Here is a 23,944-nt window from a genome sequence, read left to right as displayed (position 1 = left end):
AGGAATCGCGCCTGCACGTATGTCGCGGCATGGATTCCTCACGCTGCATCGTGTCCGGCGCCCTGCGGCAACGTCGACTCGGCATTTCATCGGCGGAAACCATCACGCTGCAACGTCGGCGCAAACCAGCGACTGTGACAGCAGGATCCAATGGCCGCGACTGCCATGCATTTATCAATCAGGAATGCATAGTTTCACGAACCGGATATCGAGACCGCGAGATTCGCAGGCGACTCATCGTCACGACGTGCGATGAGTGTGCGAGCGAATCGCTGGACCCACAGATGACCCAACAAAAGATCGTTCATATCGCCGAAGCATTCGGTGGCGGCGTGCTTTCGATGCTGACCCATCTCGCCAACCATGCCGCAGCGTCCGGCGTCGACGTGACGGTTCTGCACTCGATCCGATCGGAAACCCCGACCGATTTTTCGACGCTGTTCCTGCCCGGCGTGAAGCTCGTGTACGTCGACATGGCGCGCGAGGTGAGCGTCAGACAGGATCTGCAGAGCGTGCGTGCGCTGGTCCTGAACCTGCGCGACTGCAGGCCGACCGCGATTCACCTGCACTCGTCGAAGGCCGGCGTACTGGGGCGAATCGCCGCCCGGATCGCCGCCCCGAACGCGAAGGTGCTCTACTCGCCGCACGGACTCTCGTTCCTGCGTCGCGACGTGTCGCGCATGAAGCAGTACGCCTATCTGAGCTTCGAACGCATCGCGGCGCACATCGGCGGCACCATCGTCGCGTGCTCGGGCAGCGAGCTCGCCGAGATCAGGGCAAAGGTCCGGGCGAAATCGACGGTCCTGGTGGAAAACGGTGTCGATGTGGCGGAGATCCCGCCGCGTCGAATGCGCGACGATCGCAAAGTCGTCATCGGGATGAGCGGTCGGGCGTCGTACCAGAAGAATCATCAAGCCTTCGTGCGACTCGCCGACCTGCTGCACGACGCGGACGTCGAGTTTCTCTGGATCGGCGGCAACGCGGCCGAGATTCCGGATTCCGCCCAGCGCGGAGCCGTCGTCTGCAGCGGCTGGATACCCCGCGCACGTGCGCTCGCGCTGACGTCGGAACTGGACATCTACGTCCAGACTTCCCGCTGGGAAGGCATGCCGGTCGCGCTGATCGAAGCGCAGGTCGCCGGCATACCGGCCGTGGTGACGGACGTCGTGGGCAATCGCGACGTGGTGATTCACGGCGTGACCGGCTACGTCGCGTCGAACGCTGCCGAGATGGCCGCGTATCTGACGACGCTGCGCGACGACCGGCAGCTTCGCGAGCAAATGGGCGCGGCAGCCCGAAAACGGGCGATTCAGCGGTTTTCGATGAACGCGATTTTCCGGCAGTGGAATGCGCTCTACGGACTCGATACCGAGGAGCTGCGGGTCGACACGCGCGACTTCAAGCCGGTCGCACCGGATCACGTCAAAGCCTGATTCCGATTTCGATATCTTCTTGTTGACATGATCACTTTCAATAAACCGAAGCAACTCGTCTATAACGGCCGCTTCACCACGCAGAAGACGACCGGCGTGCAGCGCGTCGCGCGCGAGCTGATCGCCGCATTGATCAAGTTTCAGCCGCAGGATCCGGTGACCGTGCTGGTGCCTCCGCAGCCCGGCGTCGAGGTCAGCGGCGCCAGGACGGTCAAGGTCGGCTTTTACAAGGGCGTGGTCTGGGAGCAGTTGGTGCTCCCGTTATTCGCTCGCCGAGGCCGCATCGTCAATCTCAGCAATTCGGCATCCGTTTTCATCGGCAACCAGATCATCTACATGCACGATGCGGCAGTGTTCGACACGCCTGCGCACTTCTCACGCCCGTTTCGCGTGTGGTACCGGATCATGTTCTGGATCCTCGCGCGAACCTCCGTATGCGTGCTGACCAACTCCTATTTCTCACGGGATCGCCTCGCGCATCACTGCGGCGTGTCCGCGGAGAAGATCAGCGTCGTGCCGCTCGGTGCGGATCATCTCGATGCGCTGGAAGCGGACACGAGCGTGCTCGACAAGCATGCGCTGACGCCCGGCCGCTTCGTGCTCGCGGTCAGCAGCATGAATCCGACCAAGAACTTCGGGCGGCTGATCGCGGCTTTCCGGCAGATCGACGATCCTTCGGTCGATCTCGTCATCGTCGGCATGCAGAACACCACCGTATTCGGCAAGCAGGATCCTCTGTCGGCCGCCGAACCGAACATCAAGTACGTCGGCTACATCAGCGACGAGCAATTGAAGGCGCTGTATCAGAACGCGGCGTGCTTCCTGTATCCGTCGATCTACGAAGGCTTCGGCATACCGCCTCTCGAGGCGATGCGCTGCGGCTGTCCGGCAGTCGTCGGCAAATCGGCCGCGCTGCCGGAAGTCTGTGCCGATGCGGCCCTGTACTGCGATCCGTATTCCCAGGACGACATCGCACGGAAATTGCGGACCCTGCTCGATTCGGCCGAACTCAGGGCCGAGCTCAAGCGCAAGGGAAGCCTGCACGCGGAGAAATATCGCTGGCGCCGAAGCGCCGAGATGATGACGGAGATCTTCGACGGGCTGTAAGCGCGACTCCCGCCATCCCGCATTCCCGCATTCCCGCACGCCGGCGCCGCAACGACGCCGGCGTGCGCCGCGCGCGGCGCCCGTTACCCGGCGTTGACCGGGTTGCCGGTCGCGGCCCGGTGATTTCCGAACATGCGCTTGCCCAGATACGACCTGATCGGTTCTTCGACGAATTTCGCCAGGATGGCGGCGGACACGATCGAAAGAAACGCAGCTAGCATCGCAGTTCGGACAATGTGGATGTCGGCCTGTGGTGCATACGCGAACACCAGCCTGCCGATCGGATAGTGCACGCAATAAAGCGGATACGAGATCCAGCCGAGGAACGCGCTGAGCCTTGCAATCGCCTTGCCGCTAGGCGCGAGCATGGCCCCCCGGTAAACCAGTGCGGGGGCGACGAACAGCAGGATCGCAACCGAATACATCCCCTTGATCGACGACGGAAACGCGACGACCACCAGGAAAACGACAAACAGCATGTAGTCGTTCTTCACCAGCCCGCCGATGAACCAATGCGGCTTCGCCGGAAGATTCGCGTCGTACATCTTGCCGATCGCGATTCCCAACAAGAACCCGTAGCCCACCCTGAAGAAGCCGCCGAAGAAGTTATCCGCCGCCCACCCCTGGCTCATCAGGATCGCCAGCTTGTCGTTATCGAGGCTGGCGAGGAACCCGTATACGAGGAATGCGACGAGACAGGCGTAGGCCCATCTCGACAGATTGCGCGCGCTCATCCTGATTGCCACGATCAGGATGACGCTCGCGAACATCTCGAAGAACAGCGACCAGGCAGGCGGGTTCAGCGGGAATACGCCGGGATCGTTGACGGACGGCAAGCTGTGATTCGCCGCGCCGACGAAACCCGACACCGAAAAGCGACCGAGGTACGGAACGAGAAAAAGATTCTGGCCGGTGGCGGCCACCAGGTTGCCCGACGAGAACCGGGCCGACGAATTGGCCTGCATGACGATGAGGCTGGCGAAGCCGATCGCGAACCCGATGAAAATCATCGGGTACAGGCGTATCAACCTGCGCTTCAGATACTCGCCACGCCATGCGTCCTGGCGCAGCCTTTCACCGTAGGAGTACGCAAGAATGAACCCGCTCAACATGAAAAACATGTCGACGGAAAGATAGGCGCCCTGCAGGATCGTGCTCGATAGTTCCTGCAGGAAATGCATGAACATCACGCTGATGGCAGCGATGCCCCGCAAGCCGTCCAGGATTTCGAACTTCTGCTTGTGACTGGCCATGAAAGTGAGTGGCTCCGGGAAATATCGATCTTGCAGGTTCGGCACGCGTCGGCGCGCACTTGCACGGGTCCGGCAACCCGGCACCCTGCGATCGCCGTACCGCCGACGCGGATCAGAAAGTCTTGTAGACGATGTCCGGCGCGGGCGAATCGGAAATGACCAGCACCAGCACGGTCACGACCGCCAATACCGTGCACCACGAGGTCCGGGCGTAACGCGACAGGAACAGTCCGGCCATGCCGCCTTGCGTCACACGCGTATATACCGCGTCGAGCACGGCAAGCGTCACCGTCGCGCCGACGAATACCATCAGCCACACGAGCGCGACGAGTACCGGGCCGAGCGTGGTCGCGATGGTCTGGATTTCGCTCCAGGTCGACCAGAACCACAACAGGCTGAATGCGAAGAACGTAAACGTCAGCCCACGCGCGCAATGGGTGTAGAGCGGCGTGTTGCACAGCGCGACGTACCGTTTCTTGCCAAGCCATTTGGTCATGCGGATCTGATACAGCTTGTTGATGCTGACGCCCCCGCCCTGCAGGACACCGAAGAACAGGAACATCGACGTCTGCCCGTGCCAGGCGCCGACCAGGAAGAACGTCACGAAGAACGCGACGACACCCAGATACGGCTCCAGTGAGCGCGACGGAAAGCGACGCATGAGCGCCATCAGCAGCGGGTTGTAGACGTAGGTCTTGAGCCAGCCGGAGAGCGTGATGTGCCAGCGGCTCCAGAATCCGATGAAGTTGGTCGACGAGAACGGCCGGTCGAAATTCTCCGGCAGCGAGATCCCGAAGAAGCGCGCGACACCGACGACCGTGTCCGTGTAGCCGGAGAAGTTGAAATACAGATAGACCGGGTAGATCGCAGCGATCGTCAGCCCGGTCAGAATGCGCTCGCCGAGCGGTTGCGCCGGCGACAGCTGCGCAAGCGCCTGATGATGGACGTGCGACAACGCCACCGACACGATCGCCACCTTGAAGAATCCCACGATGATGCGCTCGAGCGCGACGCCGTAGTCGATGGCATCCGGCCCCGGCCGCTCGTTCGTCTGCGTCACGCTGTAATCCTGAAAGCGTTGAATCGGCCCCGACACGATCGACGTGAAGTTGAGCACGTAATTCAGATACACCACCGGCGTCACGCGAACCGGCAGGCCCGGACTGCGAGCGTCGATGATGAGGTGGAGCATCCGGAAAAAGATGTACGACACGCCGATCGTCGCGTAAGGGTGCGACAGCAGCAACGCGGACGGCACGAACGTATAGCGTTTGAGCCAGAAGAACAGCGCGATCACGATCGCGAGGATCGGTGCGAACGCCGCCAGCCACTGCTTCGTCTGCATGCCCCGGACGCTCAGATAGCCGACGAGCAGGAAAGCGGCGAACGGAATCCACGCGATCGGATCGCGGGAAAACGTGGCCAGGAACAGCAGGTTGACGACGAGAAACACCGCGTTTTGCCAGGTCAGCGAGCGAGACAGGTTGAAGATCAGCGCGGCGACGGCTGCAAAGGCGAAGAACTGGAAGGATGGAATATTCATCGGGCGGCCTGGATACGGTTCGAAACGATGGCGGCGGCATGCGCCGCCAGATTCAATGTGATCCGCATGCCGACAACGCGGGCGACCCGCCGGCGGTAAGCGCCGTCACCATGCTTTGCGCGACGACGCGCGCGCCGGCGGCGTTCAGATGGTTGTCGACCGGATAGTAGTAATCGGCCGGGTTCGCCGACTGCTTCAGGCTCGAGGCCAGGTCGATGTAGCGCATGCCGCGCTTCGCGGCGATTTCGGCCATCGCGCGATCGAGCGCCCACGGATCGATCCCGCTCGGCAGCGATTTCGCGGCCAGGAGCCCCGCCTGCGTGCGCTGCGGAATCAGCATCAGCGCCACCGGCACGCCTGTCGCGCGAAACCTGTCCGCGACCGTGGCGGCCACCTTGTCGAACGTCTCGAGCCGCTCGCGCCAGGCGGTCGAAAATGGCGGGCGAAGGAAATCGGCCTTGTCGCCGTATTTCAGATACATCGGCACCTGAATGTCCGGATTTTCGAACATATAGTGCTGCGCGACGGCAATGGCACGGCTCCCGCTCAGCCAGCCCTTGGCACGCGCCATCAGGTCGCTGCGCGGTTCCGGCGCCGCGGTGGCCGCGGGCGCATCCGCGACGTCGGGCAAGTTGATCTTTTCCAGATCGAACGGCGCGACCGTGAGCACCGCTGCATCCGGCTGCAAGGCGAGCGCCGGCCCGATCCGGTTCAGCACCTTGCGGAACGGCAGTTCGTAGACACCGAGATTCTGGACCTCGACCGGCGCGCCGCACATCCTGCTCAAATCCTGTTCCGCCAGCGCCGCGAACGATTGGTCATACGGGAGGCTCGTGCCTTCGGCAAACGACGTGCCGAGCAACGCCACGCGGCGCGTTCCGGCCGGCTTCGGCCCGCAACCCTCGGTCGAGCGGAAACCGCACGCGTTGTAGTGATAAGCGATCCACGGCGTTTCCGGGGTCTTGACCGTCATCGTGCAATTCGGAACGTTGCGCATGCCCTCCGCCGCATCGGCTACATGACATTCGCCCCCGCGCGTCCCCGCGCTCCAGATCGCCCTCGTCACGCATTCGGCGGCGACGAACAGGCAGATCACCGTCGCCACGACGATCAACGGCAGCAATACATAGTCCCGGCGCGGCAGCCGGCGAGAAACCGCGACGTCATCCGTCTCGCGAAACGACGTGAGTGGTACGGTGTTTTTCATGGTTCAGGCGGCAGCCATCGTATCGAAACCCGCCCGCGTCACGGCGAAGTGACCGGGCGCGATCTCGCGGTCGCTGGCCATTTCCCAGACCGTCGTGCCGTCCGGCTCTTCGCGCACGGCTTCGAAACCGAGCTTCGCATAATGATCCCTGACCAGCGCATTGCGGTCGGTCGGGACATAACGCCCGATCACGCGCGTGACATCGCGCTGGCGCGCATGCTGCAGCACTTCGCGCAACACCATCTGCTCGACCTGGCGCCCGAGCACGCGGCAGCTCATCAACCACGAATCGATCTGCCAGGTACTCGGCGCCTGTTCGTCGGGCCGGCAAATCACGACCGAGATCATGCCGTTGTCGCCGAACGTATCCGTCAGGCGAACCTGCAGCGTAAAAACCCGCCCGTCGCCTTCGAGCGCCTGGATCTCCGCGTCGGTATAGCGGCGCGTCGTCAAATTGAACTGGTTCGACTTGTTGATCAACTGAACGATGCGGGCCCGTCCGGTATCGTCGAACGGTGCGAAATCGATCTTCATGTCGAGCGATCGCAAGTACGCATCCATGTCGCCGGCCTGACTGCGTAGCGCCACGCGGCGCGCATTGTCCTGGTACATGTCCGCGCGCTTCCGATCTTCCGGCAAGAATGCGAGGGACTCGAAATAGCCCGCGGCGGCCAGGGTTCGCGCGTACAGCGACGGATCATCGGGCAACTCGGGAACGGCGACTTCGGGCAACGTCGTACGGACCAGATTGCGCTCGACCGGATTGTCGTCGAGGAACACCATCGCATCGATACCGAGCGACAGTTCGTCGGCAATCGCGCGAATATTGGTCGCCTTGTCGTTCCAGTTGGCCTGAAACACCGCGAAGTGTTGCTCGCGCAACAGCATTTCAGGGTGTTTTTGAAACGGCAGACGCGCCGTATCGTCATTGTTCTTCGACGACACCGCGAGCACGATGCCGCGTGCTCTCAGCGAAAGCGCGAGCTGCTGCACCGCGAGATGGGCTTCACCGACCGCATCGCCCTGCGCCACCTTGATGCCTTCGAGCAAGTCGTCGCCGATCACCCCGCCCCACAGGGTATTGTCGAGATCGAGTACCAGCACGCGCCGGCTCTTGCCGCGCGCCGCGCCGAGCAGCCGGCCCACGTGATCCGCATACAGCGGCACATAGTCGCCGGCAAACGGATACTTGGCCAGATTCCATTGCGCGGGCGAATGCCAGTTCGCGACGCCGACCGTCCCCGCGACATGTGCAACGTCGAACAGGATGTCGTTCGATTCCGCCACACGCTGCGCAAGTGCTCGATTGAAACGTTCGACGAGATTGAGCGGCGTGCCGGCAATCAGTGCATCCCGGTTGCCGAACAGCGTGTCGGACGGCGGCGCGAGCGTCTGGACGATCGACAGCGCGTTGCCGTGCTGCCTGAAGCCGGCGCGCAGTGCATCGATCTGATCCAGCGCCGCAGCCACGCCGTGCTGCGCCGCTTCCTCGTCGCCCGGTTGTGCGTTCAGCGGCAGCCCGCGGTAGTCCAGGGCCACCAGCACGGCATCGACTTGCGCGCGATTGATCGTCGAATCCGGCGCCAGGGCTTCCTGCATGACCTGCCCGTAGTGTCCCGACACGATCTCCAGCGCAACGCCATGACGCGCGGCGCTGGCCACGAGCGGCAACACGAGATGATCGAGCGTGCCGTTGCCGACCAGCCCGAGCCGGAACGGCGTAAGCGGCGCAAGCGTGCGCCCCGCGCGCTGCAAGGCGACGATCGCGCGCCCGAGCTTGATCAACTGATTTTCGCCGAGCGCGCAGCTGGCCAGTTGGCGTACGCGACTGCCCAATCCGGCAGCCGGATCATCGTGGATCGATTCGCCGAGCTCGCGGCAGCGCGCGGAGAAATCGACAGGCGGGCGCGGCAACCAGGCCAGCGCGGTGTACAAATCATCTTTCATCGGACGGCGCTCTCGGCGAAGCGGGTTCTGGACGGGAAATGCGAGCCGACGCGCGTCATGCGGCGTGGCGCTTGCTGATCAGGTCTGCAAATTCACCGACGTTCTTCAGGCCTGAAATATCGGCGGCGGCAAGCTTGATTCCGAACGCACGCTCGACGCTCAGAACCAGACGGATATGCGACAGGCTGTCCCAGCCGTCGACGTCGGCGGCGGTCAGTTGAGGCGTTGCCACCAGCTCGTCGTCGTCGAATACGTCCCGCAACACATCGGTCAACTTGGCATAGACGGCAGATTGGCTCACGGCGAAGGCATCCTTTGACGTAGGGAAAAATGAACGATGCGATGTGCGTGGTCGAAGTCGTTCTCGCGCACGTCATCGCATTGCATCGGTCAGCGGTCCGTGGCAGCACGACAACCTCGACCATCGTACAAATGCTAGCCCGGCGATCGAATCATTAACGTGCGAAAAGCTACTTTTCCGGGAGACTGCACGGCTCGAATGCGGGTTTCGACTCCCGGGCGGAATGTCGAGCGGGTGCGCAGCCGCCCCGCCGCTTCGCGCGCGGCAGGCGCCGCGACGCGGGACCGAACGTCAACGGGGTATCAGCCGCGTTCGCGCTGCGATACGCCGCGAACCCGGCCGTCGTTCCACACGTCGGCGCGACCGCGTGCGCCTCACGGCGCGGCAGGACGGGTGAGCGGCGCGACCGATGCCGGTCGCTTGACGAAATAGCGGAACACGACGATCAGCAAGACGATCGGCACGAAATTCCGTCCGCTGAACAAATTCGGAATTCGAAGAATTTCCATGATCGAAACGAAGAGCACGGCATGCGCGCAACACCAGAACCCCGCTCCGCTCCGCCAGCCTGCGTAGCTCCGTCCGAACACCCAGCCGAGGACAACCGCATCGAGCAGCCCGAACCAGCCCCATTCGTAAAAGTGAACGAAGATCCCCGACGGATTATTGAATTCCGGGTCGGCGTAGCTGTTCAGGAACACGGTGATGCTGTCGGTCGAATCGAGCCACGGCTCCAACGGCGCACCGATGATCGGAAAATGCAGCAGCCAGTCGAAGGTGAACATCGGATGACCGCTGTCCCACCCGAGCACGCTCAGTATCCCCGCACCGTTGTTCAGCGCCGTCGAGTAATACAAGCCGAGACGTTCGATCGCGAAATCGAAAATGTTGTCGTAGACGGTGACGTAATAGGCCTCCCACGACCGGTTGTACTCGTTCGCGATGAAGAGCCCGAACAGCAACGGAATCGCGGCGTACGGCCCGAGCGTCAGCAGCCGCGAGAACCGGCCGCGAAGCCGGAACCGCACGATCATGAGCACGCACGGCAGCGCCACCTCGATCAACGCGAGCCGCTCGGCAAAGATGAAGCTGCGCAGCAGCGTCAGCACCGCGAGCACGCCGAGGTAAACCTTGTAGCGGTTCATGCCCTTGACCGGTGTCTTGAACACGTAGAAATACAGCACGACGTACGGCGCGGCTGCCTGGGTGAACGAGCTCAGGCCCGTGAAGTGCCCTTTCTGCTCGAGCATGACATACGCGTTCGCTTCGCCGTGCAGGAACGCCAGCACCAACGCCGGACGCGCGAGAATCCCGCCCAGCAGCATCAGATTGCCGAACATCGCGAGCACGAACACGAAATCGAGTACGCCGGGGAGCAACTCGGCGGGGGCGGCCGGCGGCCCCCGGCGCGACTGCGCCTCGGTCGTCGCCAGCCACGCCGTCGCCACGACCACCAGCAGGAACAATGCGCCGACCCAGGCGTAATAGCCGTCGAAGTAGAGCCGCGCAATCGATTTCTGATTGACCAGCAGACTCAATGACAACATCCCGTACAACGGCAGGATGAAGATCAGCACGAGCCGGGCGGGGTCTTCCCACCAGTAACCCGTGTAAGCACCTGCCTCGCGACGGACACGCGCCGCCTTGCGTGCCGTCGCCCCGCTCTGTCGCGGACGGGGCCTGCCTTCGCCCACGCCACGCGGTCTCATGAAGCACGTTCCATCTGTTGTCGCGACACCGCCATTCCATTGGCGGTCGCCGCGGCCTGATGCGTATTCGTATCCGTATAGCCGTAGTCGTACCGACCCGGCGCGCCCTGGTAATCGTTCAGGATCACGCCGCGCACATCGATATGCGCGTGCTCGAGCCGTCGCGCGCTTTCGTCGAGCTCCGTCAGCGTCGTCACGCCGCTACGCGCGACGAGGAACACCGTGCCCGCCAGACGCCCCAGCACCAGCGCATCGGCGACCGGCAGCAACGGCGGGCCGTCGAGCACCACCATGTCGTAGCGCGACGCGAGCTGCCCGATCAATTCGGCGAACGCGGGCTGCAGCAGCAGTTCGCCCGGATCGGGAACGACGCTGCCCATCGCGATGAAATCGAGGCCCGGTGTGACGCCGCGCTTGATTGCCTCGTCGAGCGCATGGGTGCCCGCCACCACGTCCGACAACCCCGGCGCGCGGCTATAGCGGAACCGGTCGTGCAGCGAACCCTTGCGCAGATCGGCGTCGATCAGCAGGACCCGCCGTTTCGCGGCACCGGCGAGCGACGCGATATTCGCAGCGACGAACGACTTGCCGACGCCCGTCGTCGGCCCGGAGATCAGCACGACCGGATTCGATGCGGCCGGCATCGCCAATTGCAGCGACGCGCGCAGACCGCGCAGGCTTTCGAGCGCGGCGTCCTGCGCGCCGACCGGCGCAATCGATGCGCGCGGACCGGGCCGGCCGGCCTTTGTCCGCAGTTCCGCGGCCGCAGCGATCGCGCTGTGCGGGACGGTCGCGAACACCGGCAGCCCCGTCGCCCATTCGATTTCCTCCGCGTCGCCGATCGTGCCGACGACGCGCTGCCGGGCGATCACGATCGCCGCGCCAGCCAGCAGGCCCACCACCAGGAGACCGACCACCGCAACCCCGCGATGCGGACCGATCGGCTGCTCGGCGATCTTCGCCGTATCGACGATCCGCACGGTGCCGGTCTTGCTGGCACGTGCGAGGACCATCTGCTGGCGCGTATTGAGCAGGTTCGTGTACAGCGCGGTATCCACGGCCACGTCGCGCTGCAGTTGCAGCACGCCCTGCTCCACGGTCGGCAACTGCTGGATCTGCTTGCGCGTCGTGTCGAGCGTACGCTGCGCATCGGCGAGCTGCGCATCAACGGCCGCAACCGCCGGATGCTTCGGCATGAAGCGCGTCATCAGTTCCTCACGCCGCTGCTGCAGCGTCTGCACGCGCGTCTCGATGTCGACCGCCTGTTGACGCAATGCCAGCGCTTCGTCGCTCGTATTGACCGTCCCGTGCGATGCGCGGAATGCGTTGAAGCGGTTTTCCGCCACCTCCAGCTGGGCCTTCAACTGCGGCAACTGGCCGTCCATATAGCGGATCAGCTTGTCGGCCGCCTCGGACTTGCGTTGCGTGTTCTGCGCCAGATACGCGTCGCCGATCGCGTTCAGCACGCGGCTGTCCTGCACGGGATCGGTGCCGTCGAGCGTCACGCCAACCATGTTCGACTGCTTGCCGCGCTCCGAGATCAGCGCGTTCTTCTGCAGCCACGTGGACGCCTCCTCGTCGCTGTAACGCGTCAGGTCGAAGCGTGCGCCGGGCTTGCCGGCCACGCCGCGCACGAACACGTCGATCGCGCCCTCCGGTGTCTCGACGTGCAACGGCTGGCCGATACGACCCTGCCACATCGGCCCTTTCCGGCCGAAGATGCCGGTGCGCTGCAGCGTATAGGCGCCGTCATCGCCGACGGTCAACGCGAAGCGCTTGCCGAGCAGTCGTTTCGGCACGTCGAAGGTCGGCACGTCGATGCGTTCGGTGCCGTACACGTATCCGCCCGGCAACGGCGACGACAACCCGTCGGCGGCATTCACGAACCGCCAGCCGATCAGCGGCAGGTAATGCGGTCGAACGTCGAGCGCGAGGTTGGTGCTGTCGATCGCGCGATCGAGCACCGCGCGGGATTTCAGCACCTCGATCTCCGTCGATGCATCCGTCTTCAGATCGAACACCGACGATGGATCGCCAGGCGGCGACGTCTGCTTCGAGTCGGTCTGGCTTTGCTCGACCTGGAACAGGATGTCGGAGCGGTAGACGGGGGCCGCGCACAGCGCATACAGGCCTCCGGCAATCGCGCCCGCAAGCGCGGTGCAAAGGATCAGGCGCCGGCCGCCATACAGCACGCTCCAGTAGCGGCGTACCGAATGGGACGGCCGCGGAATGCGCCCGCTGTGCGAGTCAGGCAGGGTCGAAGTATTCATACAGCCTCAGTCCTGTATGGCGCGACGCACCGTCGCGGTCACAAAATCCGCCGCGAGCATCACGGCGAAATGGCCTTCGCCGTCAGCGCACCTTGCGCGGACGATGGAATCAGCAGGTTCACGACGCGGCTCCAGCGCACGAGCGACGACGCATCGACGAACACGACGTCGCGCCGCTCGAGCGGAAACTGGTCGGCGAGCGCGAACGACGCGGGCGAGCTGCCGTCGAGGTGGTACACCCGCGGACGGTTGTCCGGGCCACGGCGCACGACGAACACCTGGCGCGCGTCGGACGTGTACTGACTTACGCCGCCCGTGTCGCCGAGCGCCTCGCCGAGGCTCATCCGGCCGTCGGTCAATGTCAGCGTCGCGGGTCGCGACACCTCGCCGAGCACGAACACCTTCGCGTCGCTCGCCGCGCGCACGCGCACGAGATCGCCGTCGCGCAACAGGATGTTCGACGGATTCACGCCCGCCGAGATCAATGCGGGCAGGCTCACGTTTACGGTCTTGTCGCCGCGCGTCACCGAAACCTGCGAGCGGTCTGCCGTCGGGGTGAAACCGCCCGCACGGTCGATCGCCTCGGGCAGCGTCATCGGCATGTCGTTGACGATCTGCAGACCCGGCGTGCGCACCTCGCCGTCGAGATAGACGCGCTTGCTGCGGTAGCTCTGCACGCGTAGCGAGAGCTGCGGCTTGCGCACGTATTCGCCGAGCCGCTTCATCAGCAGCGCGCCTGCCTGTGCCTCGGTCAACCCGGCCACGTGAACGAGGCCCGCGTAAGCGAACTGCACGTTGCCGTTCGCGTCGACCGTATAGCCCGTCGCGACCGAGCTGGCGCCGACCCCGTCGCCGCCACCGACCGTCTGCGTCGTCGGCAGGTTCAACTCCGGGTGGTCCCATACGACGATGCCCAGCACATCGCCAGGGCCGATCGTGTACGGCATCGGCTTGCCGAACAGCTGGCGGATTTCCGCGTCGACGTTGGCCGGCCGCCCCGCATGGTGTTGCGCGACGAAGGCCGGCGTGATCTCGATCAGATCCTCGCTCGACACGTTCTGCACGCCGTCGAGGCCGCCCGATCCCGATGCGTCGGCGCTCACGCGCGCATTCGAGTCGCGCTCGGCCGGCGGGTGATAAGTCATGCCGGGCGACAGCGCGCATGCGCTCAGTGCGCACGCGGCGGCCGCGATCGCCAGGCGCGACTGCCACGGTGCGCGACGGGCGTCGGCCCGACGGGGCCTCGGCGTGCCGAGCGTCGATTCCGGTTGCGTGGTGATTGACATGATGTCCTTCCAAAACTGTGCGGTAACCCGCCGAACGCGGCGAATTCCGGCATTACGCTTGCCCAGCGCGGCTCGCATTGCATCGCCGCACCGCCCTCTTCACCGCACGTCACTCCATACGATTCGTCATGAACTTCTCTTCATCGCTTTCGTCGTTCGTCTGCATCGTGTCGGCCGGGTTCGTCTGTGCCGCCGGTGCGCAGACGCTGTCCAGCAGCCCCGCCGACACTCCGTCCCTTGCGTCGTCGACGCTACCGGGCCTGGTGCCGCCACAACGTTCGGCGCAAGCGGCGGTCGCACGCGCGGCCGCCGAACCTGCCGCGCCCGCGTCCGCGGCTGCCGCACCCGCGCTCACGCGTTCCGCCGCGAGCGCCGCCGTCCAGCCCGACCCGCGCGCCCACAGCACGTTGCGCCGGCCGCTCGTCCCGGCGCGCCCGCATCGCGCGCAGGTGGCCAGTACACCGGCCGACGACGTATGGGGCAGCAACACGTTGTACGCATCGCCCTACGCGAAATCACCCTATGACGCGCCAGCCGAGCCGGACTGAAGCACCCGCCGGTCATGCCTCGGCATGACCGCGCATGCATCGATAAGGGATTGGACACCACGGCAAACGGCGCGTCTGTGAGCAACCTCACCGAACGCCCATCTTCATACGCGGGCGCGATCGCACCCCAACGCGCCGCTGCATGCAACGCATGCGGCACAGCGCACGTCACGGCCTGCCGACCGACACGCTCCCGTACGACCCTGCGGCCGCGTCGAGCGTGGCAGGATCGGCGACGCGCACGACCGACCTCGCCGAATCACGGCCGAGTGCCTGCATGCACAGCCCGATCACGATGTCCGTGCCGACCGCGCCGTACACCGCGTGATCGACCTGCGGCTCGAGATGCAGTCGCACGTGACGCGAGTGCCTGAACGCGCGCTCGATCGCACCGAAGTGGCGCCGCACGTCGTCGATGCCGGGATCGAGCGCGCCGTACACCAGCGTCGTCCGGACATTGCGTTGTGCCAGCACGTGCATCACGCCGCGTGGTGTGCCGGCGCGCGGCTTCCAGCCGAAGCGCGCGGCGGCCTCTTTCAACGGCACGCTGACCCGCGCGATCGCATTGGCGGCGACGGCCGCCACGATCGGCCGCAAATCGCGCCGTTCGCGCACGAGGCCCTTCCACTTTTTCCAGTCGCGCACCGATAGCCAGTAGCCGCGCACCGAATTGTTCCGCTGCTTCTGCACCGCCTCCAGCGAGAGCCCGGCCGGCCACACGAAACGCGCCAGGTTGATCGCGATCACGCCGCCGAGCGACGGCGTCTTCACGGCCGCATGCAATGCCGCATAGGCGCCCGAACAGATGCCGGTTGCGATCACCTCCGGGTAGCCGAGTGCACGCAGCCAGTCGGCGGCGGCGGCCACGTCGTCGCTCGACTGCGGTGAATACACGACCGGCGCCTGGTCGTCGGGCGCGGCAACCCCGCTGTCGCCCACGCCATGCACGTCGATCCTCAGCGTCGTCACGCCGGCGCGTGCGAGCGTCCGCGCGAGGCGCACGCTGAAGCGCCCTTCTCCGCTGCGCGGATTCGTCGACGTGTTCGCGATCACGAGTGCCGGCGCGACGGGATTTGCCGGCCCCGTATCGGCGGGACGGCACAGCACGCCGACCACCCGGTCCGGCCCTACCGCGACGACCTGCTCGGTCATGTCCGTCATGTCGAGCGCGACAGCCGACTCGCCATTCCATGACGGATCCAGCGGCCGCGCGGGGTCGATGCGAGTCGCCACGTGCGGTGCCCGTTCGGCGATCCAGTTGACGAGCGTGTCGATCGCGTCGAGCGGCAAGCGCGAGCGCGTGCCGTCCAGCATCGTCGTCGACCATTCGCGGAACGAGTCGGTCGCCACGTCGACGCCGCGAGCGAGCAGTGCATCGCGCAACGCAGGGCCGTCCCCCTGATCGGGATCGATCAGCAGCATCGCGCCGGGCAACGTCGCTGCATCGCGCACGACGTCGCACAAATCGACCGCCTTCAGCGCATCGACGAAATCGTCGGGAAAGCGGTGCCCGAGCACGTTCATGCACGGTTCGTCGCGATGTGCGGCACGAATGGCCGGCGACGTGATGTCGAGCCACTGCCGATGCACGAACGACATCTCGCGGAGGTACGCACGCCCACGCACGACGGGCGCGAACGCCGCCAATGCGTCGACGCGCGGCGACGGGCGCTGGCCGTTGCCTGCGGCGGCCAGCATCGCGACCAGCGCGCCCGCACGGATTCCGACGAGCGTTAGCGACGCGACACCGACCTGGTCGCGCAGCATGTCGATCGCATCGTGAATGCTGTCGATGCACGCGGCATACCGACCGGCATCGAGATCGTCGCCCGCGGAGTCACCGCTGCACGGATAGTTGAATCGCAACACCGTGACACCGTTACTGGCAAGGCGCTCGGCGATCGCCCGCATGAACTTGTGCGTCCACGATGCCTCGTGGCCCAATGCTTCGCACAGGACCACCCCTTGTGTCGTCTGTCCCTCGTGCAGCCACCCCACGCAGCTGCCGAACGTAATCGGCTTCAATCGGTACTCCTCGGATCGGTATTTTTATCGGACGCGGACGCGTGTTCCGGCGGCTCCACCGAAATGAGCGATTCCACGATCGTGCGACTGCTCGGCGAACACACGGCGGCGCCCCCGTCCGCGCCCCTGCGCGGCCCGCCCTGTTTCGTCCGTTGCCCTGCCCGCATGCCCGCGGGAGGTGATGTTGTGTGCCTGACACGCCGTCACGGTCTGCGCCGGGAACCCGTGCGCCGTGAACCAAAACTGTGCACTCGATTAAAGCACCCGGTTCGAGCGTCCTTCGGTGCGCCAGCTTACAAATGGATTCGTCACTGTCGCGATCCGACGACGCGCGACGGCGTGCGCGGTGTCGGGATCCACGCATGCCGCGCGCACGGCATCCGCGAACGGTAGGCTCGCGAACACAGTCGTCTCGTGCCGCCGGTATCATGGCCGCCATACGATGATGTGGCCGTGCCCGGCGACGCCGGACGCGCCACCCACCCATGCATCCGGGTCAGCGCCGACCGGCTGCACACGCGCACCGCGGCCCCATGCCGCCGCACCGCGACACCCACGGCGCCGACCGAGCGAATGTCTAACCTCAAGAAGAACTTCCTGCTGCTGCTGACGTTGCAGATTTCGATGTACGCGGTGCCGCTGCTGATCGCACCGCTGCTGACGCACGCACTGGGGCCTGAAGGCTACGGCCAACTCGCGTTCTCGCTCGCGGTCATCGCCTACCTGACCAACTGCACGAGCTACAGCTTCGACCTGACCGCCACGCCGCGCATCGCGCTCGCCCGCGACGACCGCGCGGAGCGCTCCCGTATCTTCTGGGCGACGTTGTACGCACAGATCGGCATCGCCATGATCTGCTTCATCGTGCTGGTCGCGCTGACTTTCCTGTTCAAGCGCTTCGGCGAGGACCGCGATCTGCTACTGATCGGTTTCGGCATGGTGGCCGGCGTGGCGTTCACGCCAGGCTGGTATTTCCAGGGCATGGAGAAACTGCGCGCGCTGAGCGTGATCCTGTTCATCGGCCGCATCCTGAGCCTGCCCGCGATGTTCGCGCTCGTGCACAGCCCGGCGGACATCGACCGCGCGATGATCGTCAACGCAGCCGTCCCGACGCTATCCGCGATCGTGCTGGCCATCTACCTGTATGCGCAGCGCGAAATCGACTTCATTCGCGTGGAGTTCTCCGACGTCGCGGAATCGCTGAAAGGCGGCTGGCAGGTGTTCCTCGCGTCGACGTCCATCGCGTTCTATGCGTCGACCAACACCGTGCTGCTCGGCTTCGTATCGGGCAATGTCGCGGCAGGCTACTTCGCCGCCGGCGACAAGCTGATCCGTGCGGCGCTCAGCATGCTGCAACCGCTGAAGGCCGCCACCTATCCGCGCATCAACTACCTGATGCGGCACGCGCGCAACGATGCGTTCTCGTTCCTGCGCAAGCTGTTCGTCGTGCAGGTTGCGATGGTGCTCGGCATCTCGCTCGTGATCTTCTTCGGCGCGCCGCTCGCCGTGCGCATCCTGTATGGCCCTTCGTACGAACCGACGGTCCAGGTGCTGCGCTGGATGGCCTTCATTCCGTTCATGGCCGGCATGACCGACCTGTTCGGCGTGCAGACGATGCTGCCGCTCGGGATGAAGTCCGCATTCACGCGCATCCTGATGTCATCGGGCGTTCTGAACATCGTGCTGGTACCCGTGCTCGCAAAGTACTTCGCCGAGCTGGGCGCAGCCGCCGCCGTGCTGACGGCCGAGGCGGCGGTCGCCGCGGCACTCGCCACCGTCGTCTATCGCGCCGGGATTCCGCTTCCCGGCAGTCCGCTCGCACGACGCGGCTAGCGCGAGGTGGCCGGCATCCGACGGTGCTCCGTTCGATGCGCGCGCAACGAACCGCACCGTGCGACCACGCGCCTCCTGATTGCCCGCCGCCTCCGCACGCTCGCACACGGGTACTTCTTACTCCTCCGCGCACGCTCGATCGGGAACGATGACCGTCTTTCCGCCCCGCTACGCGCCCCTACGAAATAAAGATCACACGTATCGGTAGAAACACCGATGCTGTAGTCAAACTACATTTGTACGATTGGTCGCTGCAGAGAATCGCTACATCCGATTCGGCAGCGTCGGGCGGTCCGCGTCGCCGTCCTCGATGTTCGATCGGGCCCAACCGGCCGTAACGATTCCCCGCCTGGCCCGGCATGCCGACGCGCAACCACCCAGCATCGCCAGCCAATTGCGTCCGGTGCGAATCCACCGGACGTGCGCAGCTCCAGACATCATCCGAACAACCGGCAATACGATCATGGAGAGCAACATGCGGGACACACTCTGGCCGGCCGTCGTGCTGGCAGCGACCCTCTGCACCACCGCCTATGCGGGCGACGCCGATTTCAACGCGCAGGGCGACGCGACCGATGCATTCGCGTCGGCTGCGGCGGTTCGGCGCGCTGACCTGCTCGTGCGCAAGATGACGCTCGACGAAAAACTTCAATTCATTCATTCGCAATACGAAATGTCAAAAGTGCCGGGCGGCGGCGCCGGCTACATCCAGGGTGTGCCGCGCCTCGGCATTCCCGACCTGAACATGGTCGATTCGGCGACGGGTTCCGGCAGCACGTCGCAGGCCAGCACGACGTTCCCCGCGACGATCGCCGTCGCCGCGAGCTGGGATCGCCGCCTGTCGTACGACTACGGCAAGCAGGTCGCGATCCAGTTGCGCGCGCAAGGATTCGGCATGGGCCTCGCCGGCGGCACCAACCTCGCGCGCGAACCGCGCGGCGGCCGCCTGTTCGAGTATCTCGGCGAGGATCCGCTGCTGGCCGGCGACCTGCTCGCCGAACGCACGCTGGCCACGCAACGGCAGAAAGTCATCGCGACCATCAAGCACTACGCCGGCAACGAGCAGGAGCACGGCCGGATGGGCGGCAACACGCAGATCGACGAACGCACGCTGCGCGAGCTGTACCTGCTGCCGTTCGAGATCGCCGCGAAGCGCGGCCGGCCCGGCAGCGTGATGTGCAGCTACAACCGCCTGAACGGCACCTATGCGTGCGAGAACCCCCATCTGCTGAACGACGTGCTGAAGAACGAATGGGGCTTCCAGGGCCAGGTGCAGTCCGACTGGGGCGCCACGCACAGCACCGCCGCCGCGATCAACGCCGGGCTCGACGAGGAGGAAGACGTCGGGCCGAGCGTGTACCTGACGCCGGCGGCGGTCAAGCAGGCGATCGCGAACGGCTCGGTGTCGACCGCGCGCCTCGACGACATGGTGCGCCGTAAGCTCGCGGTGATGATCCGCGTCGGCGTGATGGACGATCCGGCCAAGGGCGGCGGCACGATCGATTTCGCGGCCGGCAACCGATTCGCGCAGGCCGCTTCCGAGCAGTCGATCGTGCTGCTGAAGAACGACGGCAACCAGTTGCCGCTCGCCGCGTCGTCGCTGTCGCGTATCGCCGTGATCGGCGGCCATGCCGATGCGGCCGTGCTGTCGGGCGGCGGCTCGGGCAACACGCGCGACCCCGTATCGGGATCGTTCGCGGGTTGCGGCGGCCTGACGTTCGGGTCATCGACGGGATGCAGCTGGTGGCGCAATCCGTGGCTGAAGGTGGACGTGCCGATCGTCGCGGCGATCCGTGCGCTCGCACCGGCCGCGCAGGTCACGTATGCCGGCAACAGCGATCAGCAGTCGCCGTTCCGCGCGTACACGCAGCAGGAGATCGACCAGGCCGCGGCACTCGCGGGCCGCTCGGACGTCGCGATCGTCGTGGTCGCGCAGCCGGCCGGCGAGGATTTCGGTGATCTCCAGAGCCTGAGCCTCGCGAACCCGTCGAACCAGGATGCCCTCGTCGAAGCCGTCGCGCGCGCGAATCCGCACACGATCGTCGTCGTCCAGAGCGGCAACCCGGTGCTGATGCCGTGGAAGGACCGGGTCTCCGCGATCGTCGAGGCGTGGTATCCGGGCGAAGCCGGCGGCAAGGCGATCGCGAACGTGCTGTTCGGCGCGGTCAATCCGTCCGGCAAGCTGCCCGTCACGTTCCCCGCGCGCGATCAGGATTCGCCGGCCTGGGGGCAAAACGGTGCGTTCGACAACGATCCCGTCTATGCGGAAAAGCTGAACATGGGCTATCGCTGGTATGACGCGCACAACATCAAGCCGATGTTCGAGTTCGGCTACGGGCTGTCGTACACGCACTTCGCGTATTCGGGGCTGTCGGTGTCGAAGCAATGGGACGGATCGCTGAGCGTCGCGTTCACGGTGCGTAACGACGGGCGCGTTGCCGGCGCGGAAACGCCGCAGGTCTATCTCGGCGTGCCGTACAAGGACGAGCCGCCGAAGCGGCTGGTCGGCTGGGAGAAGATCCGGCTGAATCCGGGCGAGGCGCGGCGTGTGCACGTGACCGTGTCGCCGCGGATGCAGAGTGTGTGGGATACGTCGCGTAACGGCTGGCGCGTGGTGCCGGGCGGGACGGTGTACGTCGGTGCATCGTCGCGGGATATCCGGTTGCAGGGGCACTGAGCGGTAGAGGAAGAACGGAAGCGCCGCGTGCGTCGTGCGCGGCGCTTCCGTATTCACTCATCCGCAAACGCGCACCTCACCGGAACAACAGCGCCAGCACCGTCGCGAGCGCGGCAATCGCGGCGATCCCCGCCGCCATCCCGGCCAGATGCGCGGCGATCACCAGGCCGGCCGGCAATCGCGCGGATGCCGGGCCGCAGGCCCCACCCGCCGGCCCGGCCCGCGATCGGAACGCAGCGCCGGCCATCACACCCCGCTCCCTTCGAGCGTATCGAGCAACGGCCTGGCCAGATGCAAAACCTGGTACACCGTGCCCGCGCCGCCGTCATCCCGCTCCTGCTCCGATACGAGCACGCGCGTCAGCCGCCAGCGCAGCGGATCGAGGCTGACGGCGGCCGCAACCGTACCCTGCCGCGCCGCCACGTCGCGATTGCGCTCGACCTCCTGTGCCAGCGTCGCATCGAGGTCGGCGTCCGCCGGAATGTCGATGGCTTCCAGCCGCACGAAGCGTCCCGTCGACGCACTGCCCTTGCGCGCATCGAGCGCGACCTGCACATCGATCGGCGCGCGTCCGAAACTGTCCGTCACGACCCGATAGCGGCCGTCCGTGACGAACCCCGCGAACGCCTGTTCATTGCGCCACAGATAAAGCGACGCATAGCCGTTTTCCGTCGCACCGTAGCGGCCCGCCTCGCGCAGCAGAAACCCCTTGAACACGAGATCCGGCGTGTCGTCCCAGAGCCTGCCGCGCTCGCGCACGCGATTGCGAATGATATCGAGGTCGTAGTCCGCCGGCAGGCGGTGCACGTAGTACGCGGTCAGCATGATCGACTCCTGGGATTGACAAGGGAGATTCCGAACGGCTTGAGAACAGCGTAGAAGACCTTGAATCATTTGAAAAGACGATGGCAGAATATTTCAATGATTCGTTTTATTAATGGATGAGTGCGTGATGAAAACGCTCGACATCGAAGCCGTGCAGGCGTTCGTGCTGACCGCCGACCTCAAGAGCTTCACGCGGGCCGCCGAGGCGATGGACACGACGCAGTCCGCCGTGAGCCTGAAGATCAAGCGACTTGAAGACGGCCTCGGCCGCCGTTTGCTGGAACGCACGCCGCGGCAGGTTCGCCTGTCGGCCGACGGCACCGCGTTCCTGGAACCCGCGCGCGAGCTCGTAGCGGCTCACCAGGGTGCGGTCGGCGCGTTCGGCGCCGGCCAGCGGCGGCTGGTGATCGGCGTGAGCCATCATGCCGTCGGCGCCGATCTGCCGATGCTGCTTCGGCGCATGAGCGAAGCGGAACCCGGGCTCGTGCTGGAGATCCGGGTCGCCGCGTCGCGCGACGTGCTCGATGCGTTCGATCGCGGCCAGCTCGATGCCGCCGTCGCGCTACAGCACGACAGCCGGCGGCTCGATGGGGAAACCCTGCTGTCGGCGTCGTTCGGCTGGATGGCCGCGACCGATTTCGAATACCATCCGCCGCAACCGCTGCGGCTCGCGACGCAGGCCGAGCCGTGCAGCGTGCGCCACATGGCGATCGGCGCGCTGGACGAAGCCGGTGTCGCGTGGACTGAAGTGTTCGTCGGCGGCGGCGTGGCGACGATCGGCGCGGCGGTGTCCGCGGGGCTGGCCGTCGCCGCGCTCGGGCATCGCGTGGCGCCCGTCGGGACGGTCGACGTGGGCGCGCGATACGGGCTGCCGCCCTTGCCGGCGCGCGACGTGGTGCTCTACTCGAACCTGACCGATGCGCGGGCCCGGCAAGCGCTGCGCACGCTGGGCGCGGCGCTGCGGTCGTCGGTCGGCGCGCGGTGATAGCGCGCTTGAACCATCGGAGAAAAAATTGGAACGGCCGCTGCCGCACCATGCACAGTGGCACTTCGCCATTCCGCATCCGGCACCTCACCCGGATCGGGCCCTGACGGCATCGAAAGGCTTCGACGCGCGCCACGGTAATATTCAATCTTCAGGCTGGCCACTGCCTGCGCGGCCAGCACCCAAAGAACCGACACCCATCATCACCTTGATTTCCCTACACTTTCCCCGTCGCGACGCATGATGTACTCGCTCGCCACCACCTACATCCGGGAACTCGAGATCCGCAAGAGCCGCTTCATCGCCTACGCGATTCCCGTCGAAGACCGCGACGCCGCGATGCAGGCACTGCAACGCCTGCGTGACGAACATCCAGCCGCCACGCACGTGTGCTGGGCATTGCTGGCGGGCGGCCAGTCGGGGATGTCGGACGACGGCGAGCCGTCCGGCACGGCGGGCCGGCCGATCCTGGAAGTGCTGCGCCATCACGATCTCGACGGTGTGCTTGGCGCGGTCGTCCGTTACTACGGCGGCGTGAAGCTCGGCGCGGGCGGGCTGGTGCGCGCGTACACCGATGCAATCGCGTCGGCGCTGCTCGATGCCGAGCGCGTCGAGCGCATCCGCTACACGCGGCTCGCCATCGAGATCGGCTATCCCGAGGAGGCGCGCGTGCGCCGCTGGATCGAACAGGCCGGTTATGAACTGGTGGACAGCGCGTACGGGATGACGGTCAAGCTCGTGATCAAGCTGCCCGAGACCGCCGACGCGAACGCGCGGACCGAGTTGTTCGACCTGACGCAAGGGCGATCAGGCTTTCCCGATCTGTGACGCGCGGCAACCGGCCGCCCCGTCGTTCCTGCTGCCGGCAAATTCCGCCGAAAAATCAGATACGTCCGATAGAAAAACCGCACGCTGCCACTTAATCTCACCGGGTTCCCGGCGACTCGCGCCGCATACGTTTTATCCGCAGGCCGGCACAGGCAGCACGCAACCGC

The 23,944-nt window shown here is 65.5% G+C and carries 18 protein-coding genes; 7 read left to right on the top strand and 11 right to left on the bottom strand.

The features are described 5' to 3' along the window. Nucleotides 1-284: 284 nt before the first annotated feature. Together CFB40_RS23985 and CFB40_RS23980 are read left to right on the top strand one after the other, a co-directional pair. Entirely contained in the window at nucleotides 285-1,433 is a 1,149-nt protein-coding gene (locus tag CFB40_RS23985) for a glycosyltransferase (protein ID WP_089432579.1), read from the top strand. A gap of 27 nt (nucleotides 1,434-1,460) precedes the next feature. Beyond that, nucleotides 1,461-2,540, top strand: coding sequence for a glycosyltransferase family 4 protein (locus CFB40_RS23980; protein ID WP_089427666.1), 1,080 nt, complete (start codon nucleotides 1,461-1,463; stop codon nucleotides 2,538-2,540). A gap of 83 nt (nucleotides 2,541-2,623) precedes the next feature. On the opposite strand, the gene CFB40_RS23975 is transcribed toward CFB40_RS23980, so the two are convergent. The 8 genes from CFB40_RS23975 to CFB40_RS23940 all read right to left on the bottom strand — a co-directional run bounded on the left by CFB40_RS23975 (nucleotide 2,624) and on the right by CFB40_RS23940 (nucleotide 14,056). Further along, on the bottom strand, nucleotides 2,624-3,793 hold the full coding sequence (locus CFB40_RS23975; protein WP_089432578.1) for an acyltransferase family protein: 1,170 nt from the start codon (nucleotides 3,791-3,793) through the stop codon (nucleotides 2,624-2,626). 112 nt (nucleotides 3,794-3,905) lie between these two features. Further along, nucleotides 3,906-5,336 (bottom strand): MBOAT family O-acyltransferase, encoded by a 1,431-nt coding sequence (locus tag CFB40_RS23970; protein WP_089432577.1) that lies wholly within the window; start codon nucleotides 5,334-5,336, stop codon nucleotides 3,906-3,908. A 52-nt stretch (nucleotides 5,337-5,388) separates the two neighbouring features. Next, the gene (locus CFB40_RS23965; protein ID WP_089432576.1) at nucleotides 5,389-6,543 is read right to left on the bottom strand and encodes an SGNH/GDSL hydrolase family protein; all 1,155 of its coding nucleotides are present in this window, start codon (nucleotides 6,541-6,543) and stop codon (nucleotides 5,389-5,391) included. A 3-nt stretch (nucleotides 6,544-6,546) separates the two neighbouring features. Next, the gene (locus CFB40_RS23960; protein ID WP_089432575.1) at nucleotides 6,547-8,490 is read right to left on the bottom strand and encodes an HAD-IIIC family phosphatase; all 1,944 of its coding nucleotides are present in this window, start codon (nucleotides 8,488-8,490) and stop codon (nucleotides 6,547-6,549) included. A 55-nt stretch (nucleotides 8,491-8,545) separates the two neighbouring features. Beyond that, nucleotides 8,546-8,791 (bottom strand): acyl carrier protein, encoded by a 246-nt coding sequence (locus CFB40_RS23955; RefSeq protein ID WP_059666713.1) that lies wholly within the window; start codon nucleotides 8,789-8,791, stop codon nucleotides 8,546-8,548. A gap of 374 nt (nucleotides 8,792-9,165) precedes the next feature. Continuing rightward, nucleotides 9,166-10,500: an oligosaccharide repeat unit polymerase gene (locus CFB40_RS23950; RefSeq protein WP_089432574.1), complete on the bottom strand. Its 1,335-nt coding sequence runs from the start codon at nucleotides 10,498-10,500 to the stop codon at nucleotides 9,166-9,168. Further along, nucleotides 10,497-12,770, bottom strand: coding sequence for a polysaccharide biosynthesis tyrosine autokinase (locus CFB40_RS23945; RefSeq protein WP_089432573.1), 2,274 nt, complete (start codon nucleotides 12,768-12,770; stop codon nucleotides 10,497-10,499). Before CFB40_RS23945 ends, CFB40_RS23950 begins: the two co-directional genes overlap by 4 nt. A 59-nt stretch (nucleotides 12,771-12,829) precedes the next feature. Next, entirely contained in the window at nucleotides 12,830-14,056 is a 1,227-nt protein-coding gene (locus CFB40_RS23940) for a polysaccharide biosynthesis/export family protein (protein WP_089427673.1), read from the bottom strand. 128 nt (nucleotides 14,057-14,184) lie between these two features. Here CFB40_RS23940 and CFB40_RS23935 point away from each other — a divergent pair, with 128 nt between their 5' ends. Beyond that, complete coding sequence (locus CFB40_RS23935) at nucleotides 14,185-14,604, top strand: hypothetical protein (RefSeq protein ID WP_089432572.1); 420 nt, start codon at nucleotides 14,185-14,187, stop codon at nucleotides 14,602-14,604. 168 nt (nucleotides 14,605-14,772) lie between these two features. On the opposite strand, the gene CFB40_RS23930 is transcribed toward CFB40_RS23935, so the two are convergent. After that, nucleotides 14,773-16,629 (bottom strand): alpha/beta hydrolase family protein, encoded by a 1,857-nt coding sequence (locus CFB40_RS23930; RefSeq protein WP_089432571.1) that lies wholly within the window; start codon nucleotides 16,627-16,629, stop codon nucleotides 14,773-14,775. 573 nt (nucleotides 16,630-17,202) lie between these two features. Here CFB40_RS23930 and CFB40_RS23925 point away from each other — a divergent pair. Both CFB40_RS23925 and CFB40_RS23920 read left to right on the top strand, forming a co-directional pair. Beyond that, nucleotides 17,203-18,462: an oligosaccharide flippase family protein gene (locus tag CFB40_RS23925; RefSeq protein ID WP_089427676.1), complete on the top strand. Its 1,260-nt coding sequence runs from the start codon at nucleotides 17,203-17,205 to the stop codon at nucleotides 18,460-18,462. A 475-nt stretch (nucleotides 18,463-18,937) separates the two neighbouring features. Next, a complete protein-coding gene (locus tag CFB40_RS23920; protein ID WP_089433299.1) occupies nucleotides 18,938-21,139 on the top strand; it encodes a glycoside hydrolase family 3 C-terminal domain-containing protein in 2,202 nt (733 codons plus the stop codon). Between the two features lie 76 nt (nucleotides 21,140-21,215). Here the strand turns inward: CFB40_RS23920 and CFB40_RS38785 are convergent, their stop codons facing one another. Both CFB40_RS38785 and CFB40_RS23915 read right to left on the bottom strand, forming a co-directional pair. Further along, the gene (locus CFB40_RS38785; protein ID WP_174971639.1) at nucleotides 21,216-21,386 is read right to left on the bottom strand and encodes a hypothetical protein; all 171 of its coding nucleotides are present in this window, start codon (nucleotides 21,384-21,386) and stop codon (nucleotides 21,216-21,218) included. Further along, nucleotides 21,386-21,964, bottom strand: coding sequence for a DUF4865 family protein (locus CFB40_RS23915; RefSeq protein WP_179255301.1), 579 nt, complete (start codon nucleotides 21,962-21,964; stop codon nucleotides 21,386-21,388). Before CFB40_RS23915 ends, CFB40_RS38785 begins: the two co-directional genes overlap by 1 nt. Nucleotides 21,965-22,091: 127 nt before the next feature. Between CFB40_RS23915 and CFB40_RS23910 the strand changes: the two genes are divergently transcribed. Together CFB40_RS23910 and CFB40_RS23905 are read left to right on the top strand one after the other, a co-directional pair. Then, the gene (locus CFB40_RS23910; RefSeq protein ID WP_089429117.1) at nucleotides 22,092-22,949 is read left to right on the top strand and encodes a LysR family transcriptional regulator; all 858 of its coding nucleotides are present in this window, start codon (nucleotides 22,092-22,094) and stop codon (nucleotides 22,947-22,949) included. A 240-nt stretch (nucleotides 22,950-23,189) separates the two neighbouring features. Then, a complete protein-coding gene (locus CFB40_RS23905; protein ID WP_089432569.1) occupies nucleotides 23,190-23,777 on the top strand; it encodes an IMPACT family protein in 588 nt (195 codons plus the stop codon). The last annotated feature ends 167 nt before the right edge of the window (nucleotides 23,778-23,944 follow it).

It is taken from the genome of Burkholderia sp. AU31652 (genome assembly GCF_002223155.1).
In the GTDB taxonomy this organism is placed as follows: domain Bacteria; phylum Pseudomonadota; class Gammaproteobacteria; order Burkholderiales; family Burkholderiaceae; genus Burkholderia.
Note: the sequence above shows the minus strand (reverse complement) of the source record. Positions and strands in the feature narration are given on the sequence as shown.

Coding starts and splice junctions, on each gene's coding strand:
- CFB40_RS23985 (WP_089432579.1), top strand. CDS start 285: ATGACCCAACAAAAGATCGTTCATATCGCCGAAGCATTCGGTGGCGGC.
- CFB40_RS23980 (WP_089427666.1), top strand. CDS start 1,461: ATGATCACTTTCAATAAACCGAAGCAACTCGTCTATAACGGCCGCTTC.
- CFB40_RS23975 (WP_089432578.1), bottom strand. CDS start 3,793: ATGGCCAGTCACAAGCAGAAGTTCGAAATCCTGGACGGCTTGCGGGGC.
- CFB40_RS23970 (WP_089432577.1), bottom strand. CDS start 5,336: ATGAATATTCCATCCTTCCAGTTCTTCGCCTTTGCAGCCGTCGCCGCG.
- CFB40_RS23965 (WP_089432576.1), bottom strand. CDS start 6,543: ATGAAAAACACCGTACCACTCACGTCGTTTCGCGAGACGGATGACGTC.
- CFB40_RS23960 (WP_089432575.1), bottom strand. CDS start 8,490: ATGAAAGATGATTTGTACACCGCGCTGGCCTGGTTGCCGCGCCCGCCT.
- CFB40_RS23950 (WP_089432574.1), bottom strand. CDS start 10,500: ATGAGACCGCGTGGCGTGGGCGAAGGCAGGCCCCGTCCGCGACAGAGC.
- CFB40_RS23945 (WP_089432573.1), bottom strand. CDS start 12,770: ATGAATACTTCGACCCTGCCTGACTCGCACAGCGGGCGCATTCCGCGG.
- CFB40_RS23940 (WP_089427673.1), bottom strand. CDS start 14,056: ATGTCAATCACCACGCAACCGGAATCGACGCTCGGCACGCCGAGGCCC.
- CFB40_RS23935 (WP_089432572.1), top strand. CDS start 14,185: ATGAACTTCTCTTCATCGCTTTCGTCGTTCGTCTGCATCGTGTCGGCC.
- CFB40_RS23925 (WP_089427676.1), top strand. CDS start 17,203: ATGTCTAACCTCAAGAAGAACTTCCTGCTGCTGCTGACGTTGCAGATT.
- CFB40_RS23920 (WP_089433299.1), top strand. CDS start 18,938: ATGCGGGACACACTCTGGCCGGCCGTCGTGCTGGCAGCGACCCTCTGC.
- CFB40_RS38785 (WP_174971639.1), bottom strand. CDS start 21,386: ATGGCCGGCGCTGCGTTCCGATCGCGGGCCGGGCCGGCGGGTGGGGCC.
- CFB40_RS23915 (WP_179255301.1), bottom strand. CDS start 21,964: ATGCTGACCGCGTACTACGTGCACCGCCTGCCGGCGGACTACGACCTC.
- CFB40_RS23910 (WP_089429117.1), top strand. CDS start 22,092: ATGAAAACGCTCGACATCGAAGCCGTGCAGGCGTTCGTGCTGACCGCC.
- CFB40_RS23905 (WP_089432569.1), top strand. CDS start 23,190: ATGATGTACTCGCTCGCCACCACCTACATCCGGGAACTCGAGATCCGC.